The organism is Pseudotamlana haliotis, from assembly GCF_008806375.1.
Lineage (GTDB): Bacteria > Bacteroidota > Bacteroidia > Flavobacteriales > Flavobacteriaceae > Pseudotamlana > Pseudotamlana haliotis.
On the sequence record NZ_WAAT01000050.1, the window covers coordinates 251153 to 265296 of the forward strand.

The following is a 14144-nucleotide window of genomic DNA, read 5'->3' on the forward strand; positions in this document are numbered from 1 at the left end:
TTAAACAAATTCGTCTTTAAAAAATGCTATATTTACAACAAATCATGGTTTCTTTTATTTTTTTTGAGGCCAAATCTTAAAATAAGCACTTTTCACTAGAGATTCTTAATTTGAAACGAGAAATTATAATAACTTCAGATGGTTCTTCAACCATTCATATCCCAGATTGGGACGAGCAATACCATTCTAAACATGGGGCCATTCAAGAAGCCTATCACGTTTTTATAAAACACGGATTACAACATGTTTATGATTCGTATTTGAATACAAAAATAGGGGAAAATTTATCCATTTTAGAAATTGGTTTTGGCACAGGTTTGAATGCATTTATCACCTTAATTGAATCTGAAAAATTAAAGCTTCCAATATATTATTATGGTGTAGAAGCTTATCCTGTTTCAGCTGAAGAAGTTAGCAAGCTAAATTATGTTTCAGAATTAAATTCTGAAGAAAAAAATAATTTGTTTGAAGTCCTTCATAAGGTGTCCTGGGAAGCTTCTCACAACATAAAAAACGACTTCACCTTAAGCAAGCAACAAAAGTTTTTTGATGAAATAGATGATGTTAATAAACACAATCTTATATATTTTGATGCATTTGGTGCACGAGTTCAACCTGAATTATGGAAGGAAGATATCTTTGGCATAATGTACAAAGCTTTAAAAACTAATGGTGTTTTAGTGACTTACGCCGCCAAAGGCAGTGTGCGACGTGCCATGCAGGCTGTTGGTTTTACCGTTGAGCGTTTGCCAGGCCCACCAGGGAAACGCGAAATGTTACGCGCCACAAAATCATAGTATTTTAAAAATCAATACTTGTGATAGAAAGCTATAAATCTTGTCTATACTGTTAAACCTAATATAAATAGGAAGTAGCCACCACTACCATTTAGTAACTTAGTAAAAAAAATAAAGATGCGGGTTTTAGTTACAGGGGCTACAGGAATGATTGGTCAGGACATTGTAAAACTATGTCATAGGCATGGTGTGCAAGTGAGCTACCTCACAACGCGTAAATCTCAAATTTCTAAGGATGAAAACTATCTTGGTTTTTATTGGAATCCGAAGACTAAAGAAATAGATACCAATTGTTTTAAAAACGTTGACGCTATTATTCATTTGGCAGCAGCGACTATTGCTAAAAGGTGGACACCTTGTTACAAACATGAAATTTTAAAAAGTAGAACAGAGACTACCAAATTGCTTGTGAATAATTTAAAAGGGGAGTCGCATGATATTAAGCAGGTGATTTCTGCTAGTGCAATTGGCGGGTACCCCGATTCTATTACGAATTATTATGATGAGAGTTATAAAATCAAAGAAACCTCATTTTTAAGCAAAGTGGTTTATACTTGGGAAAAGGAAGTTGACGCCTTCAAACCTTTGGGGATAACTGTTTCTAAGATAAGAATTGGCTTAGTGTTGTCTAATAAAGGAGGGATGTTACAGGAATTAGTAAAACCAGTCAATTTTGGATTAGGCTCTGCATTTGGGAGCGGAAAACAATGGCAGTCTTGGATTCATCAATACGATTTAACGCAACTTATCTATCATGTTTTAAAATTTAAATTAGAAGGTGTTTATAATGCAGTTGCTCCAAACCCAGTAACCAATAAAGAGTTGATAAAAACTACGGCTAAGGTACTTGAAAAACCATTTTTTATGCCTAATGTGCCAAAGTTCGCCATGAAGCTCATTTTAGGTAAAATGCATACATTATTGTATGAAAGTCAGCGTGTGAGTTCTAAAAAGATTGAAGACAAAGGCTTTTTCTTTAAATTTCACCATATAGAGCCAGCTTTGTTTGATTTGTTGTAAAAAAAAAGACTGTCTAGAAAGTATTTAAGTTCGTCATTCTGAATTTATTTCAGAATCGCATCCCTTTGATAACTCATTAGGATGATGAAAACTTCAACTTTATAGACAGCCTCTAAAAAGGTAAAACACTTTTTAAATTAAGCTTTTGCAGCCTTAACTACGATTTTAAATTCAATATCATCACTGATAAATTTATCACCTAAATTATCAAAAATTGATTTTGAGCCATATTTAATATCCCATTTAGTTCTATCAATAGTGAAGGCTTCACTTGTAATAGTTGCTGAGTTATCTGTATAATCAACAGAAACAGGAATACTAATATTATGAGTAATTCCTTTAATGGTTAAGTTACCCGAAAGTATATTCTTCCCTTCAGATTTTACTAATTCTGTAATTTCAAAAGTTGAAGTTGGGTTGTTTTCAACATCAAAAAAGTCTTCATTTTTTAAATGACCTAAAAGTTTTGCGTTTCCTTCTTCTTCAGCAGGAATATCTTTAACTACAATTGAATTCATATCGATAGTAATTGATCCAGCTACAACTCCGTCAGTAGTACTACGTTCTATAGTACCTTCTTGAATAGCAATAGTACCAAAGTGTTCTCCTGTTGGTTTAGTACCTTTCCATTCAATGCTTGATTCCTTGGGAACTACGTTATAAACTTCAATGTTTTCAGTTTCGTCAACTACTACTGGAGCTTCTGCTTCTGTTATTTCTGCTTCTTTAGTTTTGTCTTTACAAGAGGTAAAACCAGCCGTAATGGTAATTAATAATATTAGAATAGATAAATTCTTTTTCATGTTATAATTGTTTTGAGTTTAAGTACCAAAAATAGTGAATAGTACATGGTAAAAAAAATAAAATAAATTTAATGACATTATGACATTTTTATAATAATGGCAGTACTTTTGCCAACTTAAATTTAGTATTTCAAAACCTGCATTTACGATGAGTAAAAAAGATAAGAACAACGATATAGACAAAGAACAAGTAGACGGTGTACAAAACGAAACCGTTGAAGTAGAAGAACAAGTTGTTGATGAGCAAGAAGCTGGTGAACAAGTGATTGAAGAAACAGCCGAAGAGAAACTTGAAGCAGAATTAAAGCAAGAGAAAGAGAAGTTTTTGCGTTTATTTGCTGAGTTTGAAAATTACAAACGCCGTACAGCCAAAGAACGTGCTGAGCTGTTTTCTACAGCTAGTGAAGGTGTAATGAAGACATTATTACCTGTTTTAGATGATTTTGAGCGTGCTTTAAGTCATATTGAAGACGACAAAGAGGCTGAAGAATTACGTAAAGGCGTGCTTTTAATTTATCAGAAACTGGTAAATACCCTACAACAAAAAGGATTAAAGGCTATGGAAGTTGAAAAAGGCGATGTTTTTAATGCCGATAATCACGAAGCAATTACACAAATACCTGCACCAAGCGACGATTTAAAAGGAAAAATTATTGATATAGTTGAAAAAGGATATGTTTTAGGAGAAAAAGTAATCCGTTTTCCAAAAGTAGTTATTGGGCAATAAAATAGAATATGGCAAAAAGAGATTTTTACGAAATATTAGGACTAAATAAAGGGGCAACAGCTGCTGAAATTAAGAAAGCTTATAGAAAAAAAGCGATTGAATTTCACCCAGATAAAAACCCAGACGATAAGGAAGCTGAAGCTAAATTTAAAGAAGCCGCTGAGGCCTATGAAATTTTAAGCGACGAAAATAAAAAAGCACGTTACGACCAATATGGTCACCAAGCCTTCGAGAATGGCGGCGGTGGCGGTTATGGCGGCGGCATGAATATGGATGACATATTTAGTCAGTTTGGCGATATTTTCGGTGGCGGTGGTTTTGGAGGAGGCTTCGGAGGAGGCGGTGGCCAACGTCGTATGAAAGGAAGTAACCTACGTATTCGTGTGAAGCTAACTTTAGAAGAAATCGCTAATGGCGTAGAGAAAAAGGTTAAAGTAAAACGTAAAGTTCAAGCGCCTGGTACTACCTATAAAACTTGTTCGACATGTCAGGGTAGCGGACAAGTAACACGTATTGCAAATACCATTTTAGGGCGTATGCAAACTTCGGCACCATGTAATGCTTGTGGTGGCGCAGGACAAACCATTGATAAAAAACCTAGTGATGCTGATGCTCAAGGTTTAAAAGTGGCTGAAGAAACTGTTTCTATCAAAATACCTGCTGGTGTTGTTGATGGTATGCAACTTAAAGTTTCTGGAAAAGGAAACGAAGCACCAGGTAATGGGGTTTCAGGTGACCTAATTGTGGTTATTGAAGAAGAAGAACACGAAAAATTACAACGCGAAGGTGATAATTTACATTATGATTTATATGTGAGTTTCCCTGATGCGGTTTTAGGAACTTCCAAGGAAATTGATACCGTTACCGGAAAAGTACGGATCAAAGTTGAAGCTGGTGTACAATCGGGTAAAATTTTACGCTTACGCGGAAAAGGAATACCGAGTATCAATGGCTACGGAAAAGGTGATTTGTTAGTACACGTTAATGTGTGGACACCTAAAACCTTAAATAAACAACAGAAAGATTTCTTCGAAACTATGAAAGATGATGAGCATTTTGATCCAAAACCAGAGAGTTCAGATAAATCTTTCTTCGAGAAAGTGAAAGATATGTTTTCGTAACAAAAACGATTGAAAATTAAGAAATCCGCTTTTATAGCGGATTTTTTTTGTCAATAACTATAAGATATACTGCGCATTACTAGGAAGTATTAAAAAAAAAAGTATATTTGAAAATCACTAATTAAATTTAGTGATAATTTTTCTTTTTCATAGCAATTTTTTTCCCATCCTTAATTTTTTAAGGGTGGGTTTTGTTTTTAGACTGTTTTGTGGTTTTAAATTACTGTAAATCAGTTTAATGTTTGTTGAAGTGTGATGGGGTCAGTTGCTATGATAATTAGCATGATGAGGTCTATTTTAGCCTTAAAATTTTATGGTTTTTAAAGTCTTTATGGCGGTTTCCACTCTAGTGTTTGCATTTGGTCGGATAAATCCGTGAAAATGCTGAGCTTGCTTGTATACATTTAATATATTTACCATTAAAAGTATTTCTATGAGTAATTTGTTAGAGGTGAATGGAGTTTCCAAGAAGTTTGGAGATTTTAGAGCCTTAAATGAAGTATCTGTTTCGGTTCCCGAAGGCAGTATTTTTGGTTTATTAGGCCCTAATGGTGCTGGAAAAACCACCTTAATTCGAATTGTCAATCAAATCACCATGCCAGATTCAGGCACGGTACACCTAGATGGAGAATTACTTAACCCCAGTCATATTAGTGCTATTGGTTATCTGCCGGAAGAACGTGGCTTATACAAATCGATGAAAGTTGGAGAGCAGGCCTTGTACCTCGCCCAACTTAAAGGTTTGAGTAAAGCTGAAGCGAAAAAACGTTTAAAATATTGGTTTGACCGTTTAGAAATTGGTGATTGGTGGAATAAAAAAATAGAAGAACTTTCTAAAGGGATGGCTCAAAAAGTTCAGTTTGTGGTGACGGTTTTACATGACCCTAAATTACTGATTTTTGATGAACCTTTTTCAGGGTTTGACCCCATTAATGCAAATTTAATTAAAGATGAAATTTTACGATTACGCGATAATGGCGCCACCGTTATTTTTTCAACACACCGTATGGAATCTGTAGAGGAGCTCTGCGATGAAATTGCTTTGATCAATAAATCAAATAAAATACTAGATGGTAAGTTAGTTGATATTAAACGTCAATATAAAATCAACACCTTTGAAGTTGGTATCAGAACCTCAGATAATAATCAACTAAGACAAGAATTGGAGTCGAAATTTGAGGTGTCTAATGCCAAGTTTAAAACCCTTGATGATGAATTAAAAGTGAATATAAAATTAGATGAGGCGATTAAACCAAACGACCTTCTTAACTATTTAACCTCAAAAGGTGAGGTGTCTCATTTTGTAGAACTCATTCCTAGTGTCAACGATATATTCATTCAAACCGTAAAAAATAACTAGCTTTTATGAACCACCTACCGCTAATTATAAAACGCGAATACTTAACAAAAGTTAGAAACAAATCCTTTATTATCATGACTTTTTTAAGTCCGATAATATTTATGGCGCTCATCGCCTTTGTGGCTTATCTTACTCAATTGAATAATGATAAAGTACGGGTGATTTCTGTGCTTGATGAATCAGAATTGGTTTATGATGTGTTTAAAAAAACCGAACAGACAACCTATAATATACTACACGGATTATCGCTTGAAGAAGCGCAAGCACTCGTTTTAGAAACTGAAGGTACCGGGTTATTACATATTCATGAGTTAAAAGACCACACTATAGATAGCCAGCATATTACCTTTTATTCAGAAGAGTCACCGTCCATAAGTTTAATTTCAGATATAGAAAATAAAGTTGAAAAACGCCTGACGCGATTAAACCTTCAAGCCAATGGTGTTGATGTTGAAATGATTAACAATTCTAAGGTTAATATAAACATTGAACAAGAAAGTTTTGATGGAGAAAAAACCTCTAAAATGGATAGACTTATCAAATTGATTTTTGGTGGAGCAGCAGGCTATTTGCTGTTCATGTTTATCATAATATATGGTAACATGATTATGCGTAGTGTGATAGAAGAGAAAACCAACAGAATCATTGAGGTTATTATTTCATCAGTAAAACCCATGCAATTGATGCTTGGTAAAATTATTGGAACTTCTTTAGCCGGTATTACTCAGGTTGTTATTTGGTTGATTTTTGGTAGTGTATTAATGACTGTTGCGACTATTGTTTTAGGAGTGGATATGGCTGCAACACCACAGCAGCAGGCCATGCAACAAGCCATGGAAAATCCGGAGGTCAATATGCAGGTTCAAAATATAGCCAATGCTTTTTATCACTTACCTTTAACCAACTTGGTTATAGCGTTTATTTTGTTTTTTATCGGTGGTTATTTATTTTATAGCTCGTTATATGCGGCCATTGGTGCGGCTGTGGATAACGAAACGGATACCCAGCAGTTTATGATGCCTATCATTATGCCTTTAATTTTGGCGGTTTATATTGGGTTTTTTACAGTTATTGAGGATCCACATGGTACGGTTTCAACGGTGTTTTCGTTTATACCTTTAACCTCACCCGTGGTGATGCTTATGCGTATTCCGTTTGGTGTGCCTATTTGGCAACAAGTACTATCATTACTAATTTTAGTAGCGACCTTTATCGGTACGGTTTGGTTTGCTTCAAAAATATATCGGGTAGGTATTTTAATGTATGGAAAAAAACCGAGCTATCGTGAGCTTATGAAATGGATTAAGTATTAAAACATGCAAGATACAGGAGATAAAATAGAAAAAAGTGTAGAAACAGTTAGTGCTACCATTACCGAAAGTGGTGTTTGGGAAAAATTCATTCAGTTTTTAGAATTCAAAATTATTGATTTCTCTTATGTGACTGAAGGGGATACCCATGAAATCGTTTTAAAGGTAAAATATGTGCTCCTTGTAGCCATTGTTTTAATTGCCACAACATTTATTTTACGGGCCATCAAAAACATGGTCACTAAAAAAATGCCATTAGATGATAAGCGGAAATTTACAACGGTTTTTTCATTTGCACGTTGGCTGATTTATCTGATTGTTATATTGGTGGTTTTCGATTCCATCGGAATTAATGTGACAGGTATTTTCGCGGCTTCAGCAGCCTTGTTAATAGGTATTGGTTTAGCCTTGCAAACCTTATTTCAAGATATTATTTCCGGAATTTTTATTCTTGTTGACCAAACCGTTCATGTTGGTGATATTATTGAAATAGAAGGTAAAATAGGTCGCGTAGAAGAAATTAAATTACGTACCACTCGAGCGGTCACCATTGACAATAAAGTTTTGGTGATTCCTAATCATTTGTATCTTGAAAATATGCTTTTTAATTGGACACAAAATGGCACTGTTACCAGGGAGTCTGTGTCTGTAGGAGTGGCCTATGGCAGCGATGTGCAGTTAGTGAAACGCCTTTTGATTCAAGCGGCTAGCACCAACGAATCAGTGCTTAGCGAACCAGAACCGACTGTGTTATTTATGGATTTCGGTGCGAGTTCTTTAGATTTTAAGCTGGTTTTTACTATAAATGATAGTTTTAAAGGGCAGTTCCCTAAAAGTGAAATTCGTTTTGAAATTGATAGATTGTTTAGAGAACACAATGTGAGCATACCATTTCCGCAAAGAGATATTCATATTATTCAGAAACCTCAGTAATGACTAAATTGTAATTACAGATTTAAAATTAAAGTATGTCGAAAATATTAGTAATTGAAGATGAAGCAGCGATTAGACGGGTGTTGGTTAAAATTCTTTCCGAAGAAAATGACAGCTATAAAGTAGAAGAAGCCGTTGATGGCTTAGAGGGTATCGAAAAGATAAAAAATGACGATTATGATTTGGTGCTGTGTGATATTAAGATGCCTAAAATGGATGGTGTTGAAGTCTTAGAAGCTACAAAAAAGATAAAACCTGAAATCCCTATGGTTATGATTTCCGGTCATGGCGATTTAGATACTGCCGTGAATACCATGCGTATGGGGGCTTTTGACTATATTTCTAAGCCGCCAGATTTAAACCGTTTATTGAATACGGTTAGAAATGCCTTAGAAAAAAAGGAGTTGGTTGTGGCTAACAAAATTCTGAAAAAGAAGGTGAGTAAAAAGTATGATATGATTGGTGAAAGCCAAGCCATTTCTAACATCAAAGACATTATAGATAAAGTCGCTCCTACTGAAGCTCGAGTTTTAATAACAGGTTCCAACGGTACAGGAAAAGAGTTGGTAGCGCACTGGTTACATGAAAAAAGTGCCCGTTCTAAAGGTGTTTTGATAGAGGTGAATTGTGCTGCTATTCCGTCTGAATTAATTGAAAGTGAATTGTTCGGTCACGTGAAAGGGGCCTTTACAAGTGCTAATAAAGACCGTGCTGGTAAATTTGAAGCGGCTAATGGTGGAACGATCTTTTTAGATGAAATCGGAGATATGAGCTTATCTGCTCAGGCTAAAGTGCTTCGAGCTTTACAGGAAAGTCGTATTCAGCGCGTGGGGAGTGATAAAGACATTAAAGTTGATGTCCGCGTGATTGCTGCAACCAATAAGAACTTGAAAAAGGAAATTGAAGCAGGACGTTTTCGTGAGGATTTGTATCACAGATTGGCTGTTATTTTAATAGAAGTTCCGTCTTTAAACGATAGGAGAGAAGATATTCCTTTATTGGTGAATCATTTTTCAGAAAAGATTGCTTCAGAGAATGGTTCTACTAAAAAGAAGTTTTCCGATAAGGCTATAAAACAGCTTCAAGAGTATGATTGGACAGGAAATATTCGTGAGCTTCGAAACGTTATAGAGCGCTTAATTATTCTTGGCGGACAAGAAGTGAGTGAGCAAGATGTGAAATTGTTTGCTTCGAAGTAAAGTTAATTAAGTTCTAGAAAAATAAAGCTGTCTCAAAAGAAACTTTTCGTCATTCTGAACTTGATTCAGGTTCTCATAATGATAGGTTATCAGTATAATGAGATCCTGAATCAAGTTCAGAATGACGTAAGCACTACTTTTTGAGACAGCTTTTTTATATTTGAGTAGCTATAAAATTAACTCGCTTCACACTGATTTAAAGCTTCTAAATAGTTTTTAGTAAGCATTTTAATTTCGTTTAAATAGTGTGATTTAATTTCAGAAATACTTTTAGTTTCCATGTCAATAATGGTTTCTTTAAATTTTACATAAGAATGACTTCCGTATACTTTTAAAGTTTCGTTGTAAGATTTCATGTTTTCTAATATCTGACTCTTGTACGCTTGAATCATTTGTTGTTTTCTAAGGGCTAATTCTTGAGCTTCTTGTTGCGCTAATTGCGCTTTGATTTGTTGAGATTTTAACCTTAAAGCCTCTTGTTGTTGCTTTAATTTAAGTTGTTCCTGTTCTAGCTCTGTTAAGTTAGATGGCGTGGAATTAATTGTAGTCCCTGCAACAGCAACACTCGCCACCGCGGCTGGTTGAAATTGGTTGTATGCACATTTGTCGATTTCAACAAGGCCTTCTTTACTAAATTCACGTCCGCGTTTCACGAAAAAACGTCCGTCTTCAAAAGTTTCGGCAGATTCAACTTTCTCTAAGGCTTCAATACTTTTATTTGCCAATTCAACCGCTTTATCACAGTTACATGAAGCAAGAGATTTTTTAGCTAATTTAAAAGATTCCACCGAACGGTTTGCGTAATGTTTTAAGTGACTGACGTTATTTGATTCGTAAGAATCTTTAACATGGGCGTAGGCGTTTCCCATGTACGCATGAGCATTGTCGCATGCAGATTGAGCACTAACCACCATAGAGGCCGTTAGAAAAAATAGTAGGTAATAATTTTTCATAGTATTTGGGTTAACATAAATAGGTAGGTCCAATATATGTAAAATTTATTAAAATTACTGTGGGCTACCGTTCAAAATTTAGATTTACTATATTTAAGCTTGTTTATTAGAAAAGTCAACCAAAAAGGAAAAAAATATGAACATCGAACATTATAAAGTAAGCTCAAAAATTATATTAAAAAACTCGCAAACTAAGGTTGTAATTGATGATGCTGAGAAGGAATTAAAAAAGCTAAGAAAGAAATTAGGAAAGCTACAAGACACCTTGTATGCGCACGGGAAATATGCGGTTTTAATCTGTTTACAAGGCATGGATACGGCAGGGAAAGACAGTTTAATTCGTGAAGTTTTTAAAGATTTTAATGCTAGAGGCGTAGTGGTACATAGTTTTAAAGTACCAACAGAATTAGAGCTCAAACACGATTTTATTTGGCGTCATTACATCGCACTTCCAGCACGTGGTAAGTTTGGTGTTTTTAATAGAACACACTATGAAAATGTATTGGTGACCCGAGTACACCCTGAATATGTTATGGGCGAAAATTTGCCTAATATTCATAGCGTCAATGATGTTGATGATGACTTTTGGGATAAACGTTTTGAACAAATCAATAATTTTGAGAAGCATGTCGCTCAAAACGGGACTTTAATTTTTAAGTTTTTCTTGAACTTGTCTAAAGACGAACAAAAACACCGTTTATTACGACGTTTAAATAAGCAAGAGAAAAACTGGAAATTCTCTCCAGGCGATTTAAAAGAGCGTAAACTTTGGGATAAATATCAGGTTTGTTATGAAGATGCTATAAATAGAACTTCAAAACCTCACGCGCCGTGGTATGCAATTCCTGCTGATGATAAACCTTCAGCACGTTACTTAGTCGCTAAAATTTTATACGATACACTTAAAAAGTTTGATGATATTCAAGAACCTGAATTAGACGATGCGATTAAGAAGCATTTAGAAGATTACAAGACACAGTTAAATAATGAGTAATTGTGGTTTATTTTAGTATAGGTTTGATGAGATACTGCATCAAGTTAGGTATGACGCGCTCAAACAAAAAATCCTCTTCACTAAAAAGTAAAGAGGATTTTTATATGATTTGAGCAGTAATTATTTAGCTGCTGCAGCTTTCTTTTTTGTTGAAAAATCGATTTGAACTTGATTTTTCAGAATGTCTTCCATGGTTTCACGTTCTCTAATCACATGCGCTTCGTTGTTATACCATAAAATTTCAGCAGGCTTAAATCTAGAGTTGTAGTTACTAGCCATTGAGAAGCAATAAGCTCCTGCATTTCTAAAACATAATACGTCACCTTCGTTGATTTCATTAATACGACGGTTGTTTCCGAAGGTATCTGTTTCACAAATGTAACCTACCACCGTGTAAAAACGCTCACGTCCGTTAGGGTTTGAAATGTTTACAATATCATGGTGCGATCCGTAAAGCATTGGTCTAATTAAGTGGTTAAATCCTGAATCAACTTGAGCAAAAACTGTTGAAGTCGTTTGTTTCACCGCATTCACGTGAGTTAAAAAACTTCCAGATTCACTTACTAAAAATTTTCCAGGCTCAAAAGCTAAGGTTAAATCCTTACCGTATTCTTTACAGAAGTTGTTGAATCTTGTGGTTAACTTTTCGCCTAACTCTTCAATGTTAGTTTCGATATCTCCCGCTTTATAAGGTACTTTAAAACCAGAACCGAAATCAATAAAATCTAAGTCTTTAAATTGCTTTGCTGTTTCAAATAAAATTTCACTAGCATAAAGGAAAACTTCAATATCTAGAATATCACTTCCAGTATGCATATGGATACCATTAATGTGCATTTTAGTATTTTCAACAATACGTAAAATGTGTGGTATTTGGTGAATGGAAATTCCGAATTTTGAATCAATATGTCCTACTGAAATATTCGCATTACCACCAGCCATAACGTGTGGGTTGATACGAATACATACCGGTACATTAGGATGTTTTGTTCCAAATTGTTCTAAAATAGAAAGGTTGTCTATATTAATTTTAACCCCAAGTTTGGCAGCTTCTTCTATTTCAGATAAAGATACACCGTTAGGCGTGAAAATGATTTGTTCTGGTGAAAACCCAGCAGCTAAACCCAGTTGAACCTCTTGAATAGAAACGGTGTCAATACCAGATCCTAATTTTTTAAACAACTTTAAAATAGAGATATTAGATAGCGCTTTAACCGCATAGTTAAGTTTTAACTTCTTAACATTCTTAAAGGCGTTTGTTAATCTGTGGTACTGAAATTCGATTTTTTCCGCATCATAAACGTAAACCGGACTTCCAAAATCTTCCGCAATTTTAAGCAATTGACTATCTAACATAATTTATAATTTTTGGCAAAGATATTTCTTTAAGGAATATAAAAAAGGAATAAATAAAAAATTATACAAAATAAACAATGTGTTAATTATTTAACTTTTTAATAAAAACTTATTAGAGTTTTCGGTATTAAATATTAGGGTAAGTAAAGCCTATAATATATATTTGCTTTTTTCTTAAACAATTAGCAAATTATGAATTTACACGAATATCAAGGTAAAGAGATATTGAGTAGTTTTGGAGTTCGTATCCAAAGAGGTATTGTTGCACAGAATGCTCAAGAAGCAGTAGCTGCTGCAAAGCAGTTAACTAGTGAAACAGGAACGAGCTGGCACGTTATTAAAGCACAAGTTCACGCAGGTGGTCGTGGAAAAGGTGGTGGAGTAAAGCTTGCAAAAAACCTTCAAGAAGTTGAAGAAATTGCAGGTCAAATTATTGGAATGGATTTAGTGACACCACAAACTTCAGCTGAAGGAAAACGTGTTCACCAAGTTTTAGTTGCCGAAGATGTTTACTACCCAGGTGAGAGCGAAACAAGTGAGTTTTATGTATCTGTATTATTGAATAGAGCTACAGGTCGTAATATGATTATGTATTCTACTGAAGGTGGAATGGATATTGAAACTGTTGCTGAAGAAACACCACATTTAATTTTTACTGAAGAAGTTGATCCTATTGTTGGTTTAATGCCTTTCCAAGCGAGACGTATTGCTTTTAACTTAGGTTTATCTGGTCTTGCATTTAAAGAAATGACTAAATTCGTAACTGCTTTATATACAGCTTACGTAAAGTCTGACTCTTCTTTATTTGAAATTAACCCAGTATTAAAAACAAGTGATGATAAAATCATGGCTGTTGATGCTAAGGTAACGATTGATGATAATGCTTTATACAGACATAAAAACTATGTTGATTTACGTGATGTACGTGAAGAAAGTGCTATTGAAGTTGAAGCTGGAGAACTTGGTTTAAACTATGTTGACCTTGACGGAAACGTGGGTTGTATGGTAAACGGAGCTGGTTTAGCAATGGCAACTATGGATTTAATTAAGCAAGCTGGTGGTGAGCCTGCTAACTTCCTTGATGTTGGAGGTACTGCAGATGCTGCACGTGTAGAAGCTGCTTTTAAAATCATATTAAAAGATCCTGCTGTAAAAGCGATCTTAATTAATATTTTTGGTGGTATTGTACGTTGTGACCGTGTGGCACAAGGTGTTATCGATGCTTACAAAAACATGGGTAACATTAATGTACCAATCATTGTACGTTTACAAGGAACAAATGCCGATGTCGCTAAAGAATTAATTGATAATTCTGGTTTAGATGTACTAAGTGCTACAGAATTCCAAGAAGCTGCTGATAAAGTACAAGAAGTATTAGCTAAGTAATTATTTTAAAGCCTGTTTTTACAGAATTTAAAATGTATTCTATATAAAAATCTCCGGAAGCTTTGCTTTCGGAGATTTTTTTTTTTTGATTAATTAGATGTAACACAAAAAATTGGCTGTCTAAAAAGTAACGTTGTCGTCATTCTGAATTTATTTCAGGTTCTCATAATGATTGATTTTCAATA

At 34.6% G+C, this 14144-nt stretch carries 13 protein-coding genes; 10 read left to right on the forward strand and 3 right to left on the reverse strand.

Annotation, left to right across the window (positions count from 1 at the left end; all coding sequences use genetic code 11):
• The first annotated feature begins 110 nt into the window (after positions 1-110).
• Together mnmD and F6U93_RS12405 are read left to right on the forward strand one after the other, a co-directional pair.
• Positions 111-797, forward strand: a complete 687-nt coding sequence (gene mnmD / locus F6U93_RS12400) for a tRNA (5-methylaminomethyl-2-thiouridine)(34)-methyltransferase MnmD (RefSeq protein ID WP_150940281.1) — start codon at positions 111-113, stop codon at positions 795-797.
• Between the two features lie 117 nt (positions 798-914).
• Positions 915-1817, forward strand: coding sequence for a TIGR01777 family oxidoreductase (locus tag F6U93_RS12405; RefSeq protein WP_150940283.1), 903 nt, complete (start codon positions 915-917; stop codon positions 1815-1817).
• A 137-nt stretch (positions 1818-1954) separates the two neighbouring features.
• Here F6U93_RS12405 and F6U93_RS12410 read toward each other — a convergent pair whose 3' ends face one another.
• Positions 1955-2620: a YceI family protein gene (locus F6U93_RS12410; protein ID WP_150940285.1), complete on the reverse strand. Its 666-nt coding sequence runs from the start codon at positions 2618-2620 to the stop codon at positions 1955-1957.
• A 148-nt stretch (positions 2621-2768) separates the two neighbouring features.
• Between F6U93_RS12410 and F6U93_RS12415 the strand changes: the two genes are divergently transcribed.
• From F6U93_RS12415 to F6U93_RS12440, 6 genes are all read left to right on the forward strand, one after another.
• The gene (locus tag F6U93_RS12415) at positions 2769-3347 is read left to right on the forward strand and encodes a nucleotide exchange factor GrpE (protein ID WP_150940287.1); all 579 of its coding nucleotides are present in this window, start codon (positions 2769-2771) and stop codon (positions 3345-3347) included.
• An 8-nt stretch (positions 3348-3355) separates the two neighbouring features.
• Positions 3356-4468: a molecular chaperone DnaJ gene (gene dnaJ, locus F6U93_RS12420; protein WP_150940289.1), complete on the forward strand. Its 1113-nt coding sequence runs from the start codon at positions 3356-3358 to the stop codon at positions 4466-4468.
• 433 nt (positions 4469-4901) lie between these two features.
• Positions 4902-5828: an ABC transporter ATP-binding protein gene (locus F6U93_RS12425; protein WP_150940291.1), complete on the forward strand. Its 927-nt coding sequence runs from the start codon at positions 4902-4904 to the stop codon at positions 5826-5828.
• Between the two features lie 5 nt (positions 5829-5833).
• Positions 5834-7141, forward strand: coding sequence for an ABC transporter permease (locus F6U93_RS12430; protein WP_150940294.1), 1308 nt, complete (start codon positions 5834-5836; stop codon positions 7139-7141).
• A 3-nt stretch (positions 7142-7144) separates the two neighbouring features.
• Positions 7145-8071 carry a mechanosensitive ion channel family protein gene (locus F6U93_RS12435; RefSeq protein ID WP_150940296.1) on the forward strand — a complete coding sequence of 309 codons (927 nt, stop codon included), beginning with the start codon at positions 7145-7147 and terminating at the stop codon, positions 8069-8071.
• A gap of 35 nt (positions 8072-8106) precedes the next feature.
• Entirely contained in the window at positions 8107-9270 is a 1164-nt protein-coding gene (locus tag F6U93_RS12440) for a sigma-54-dependent transcriptional regulator (protein WP_150940298.1), read from the forward strand.
• Between the two features lie 176 nt (positions 9271-9446).
• Here F6U93_RS12440 and F6U93_RS12445 read toward each other — a convergent pair whose 3' ends face one another.
• A complete protein-coding gene (locus F6U93_RS12445; protein ID WP_150940300.1) occupies positions 9447-10223 on the reverse strand; it encodes a hypothetical protein in 777 nt (258 codons plus the stop codon).
• Between the two features lie 136 nt (positions 10224-10359).
• Here F6U93_RS12445 and F6U93_RS12450 point away from each other — a divergent pair, with 136 nt between their 5' ends.
• The gene (locus F6U93_RS12450) at positions 10360-11217 is read left to right on the forward strand and encodes a PPK2 family polyphosphate kinase (protein ID WP_150940302.1); all 858 of its coding nucleotides are present in this window, start codon (positions 10360-10362) and stop codon (positions 11215-11217) included.
• A 120-nt stretch (positions 11218-11337) separates the two neighbouring features.
• Here the strand turns inward: F6U93_RS12450 and lysA are convergent, their stop codons facing one another.
• Positions 11338-12573, reverse strand: a complete 1236-nt coding sequence (gene lysA, locus F6U93_RS12455; protein ID WP_150940304.1) for a diaminopimelate decarboxylase — start codon at positions 12571-12573, stop codon at positions 11338-11340.
• A gap of 192 nt (positions 12574-12765) precedes the next feature.
• Between lysA and sucC the strand changes: the two genes are divergently transcribed.
• Positions 12766-13959, forward strand: a complete 1194-nt coding sequence (sucC, locus tag F6U93_RS12460; RefSeq protein WP_150940306.1) for an ADP-forming succinate--CoA ligase subunit beta — start codon at positions 12766-12768, stop codon at positions 13957-13959.
• Positions 13960-14144 lie beyond the last annotated feature (185 nt).

Coding starts and splice junctions, on each gene's coding strand:
- F6U93_RS12405 (WP_150940283.1), top strand. CDS start 915: ATGCGGGTTTTAGTTACAGGGGCTACAGGAATGATTGGTCAGGACATT.
- F6U93_RS12410 (WP_150940285.1), bottom strand. CDS start 2,620: ATGAAAAAGAATTTATCTATTCTAATATTATTAATTACCATTACGGCT.
- F6U93_RS12415 (WP_150940287.1), top strand. CDS start 2,769: ATGAGTAAAAAAGATAAGAACAACGATATAGACAAAGAACAAGTAGAC.
- dnaJ (WP_150940289.1), top strand. CDS start 3,356: ATGGCAAAAAGAGATTTTTACGAAATATTAGGACTAAATAAAGGGGCA.
- F6U93_RS12425 (WP_150940291.1), top strand. CDS start 4,902: ATGAGTAATTTGTTAGAGGTGAATGGAGTTTCCAAGAAGTTTGGAGAT.
- F6U93_RS12430 (WP_150940294.1), top strand. CDS start 5,834: ATGAACCACCTACCGCTAATTATAAAACGCGAATACTTAACAAAAGTT.
- F6U93_RS12435 (WP_150940296.1), top strand. CDS start 7,145: ATGCAAGATACAGGAGATAAAATAGAAAAAAGTGTAGAAACAGTTAGT.
- F6U93_RS12440 (WP_150940298.1), top strand. CDS start 8,107: ATGTCGAAAATATTAGTAATTGAAGATGAAGCAGCGATTAGACGGGTG.
- F6U93_RS12445 (WP_150940300.1), bottom strand. CDS start 10,223: ATGAAAAATTATTACCTACTATTTTTTCTAACGGCCTCTATGGTGGTT.
- F6U93_RS12450 (WP_150940302.1), top strand. CDS start 10,360: ATGAACATCGAACATTATAAAGTAAGCTCAAAAATTATATTAAAAAAC.
- lysA (WP_150940304.1), bottom strand. CDS start 12,573: ATGTTAGATAGTCAATTGCTTAAAATTGCGGAAGATTTTGGAAGTCCG.
- sucC (WP_150940306.1), top strand. CDS start 12,766: ATGAATTTACACGAATATCAAGGTAAAGAGATATTGAGTAGTTTTGGA.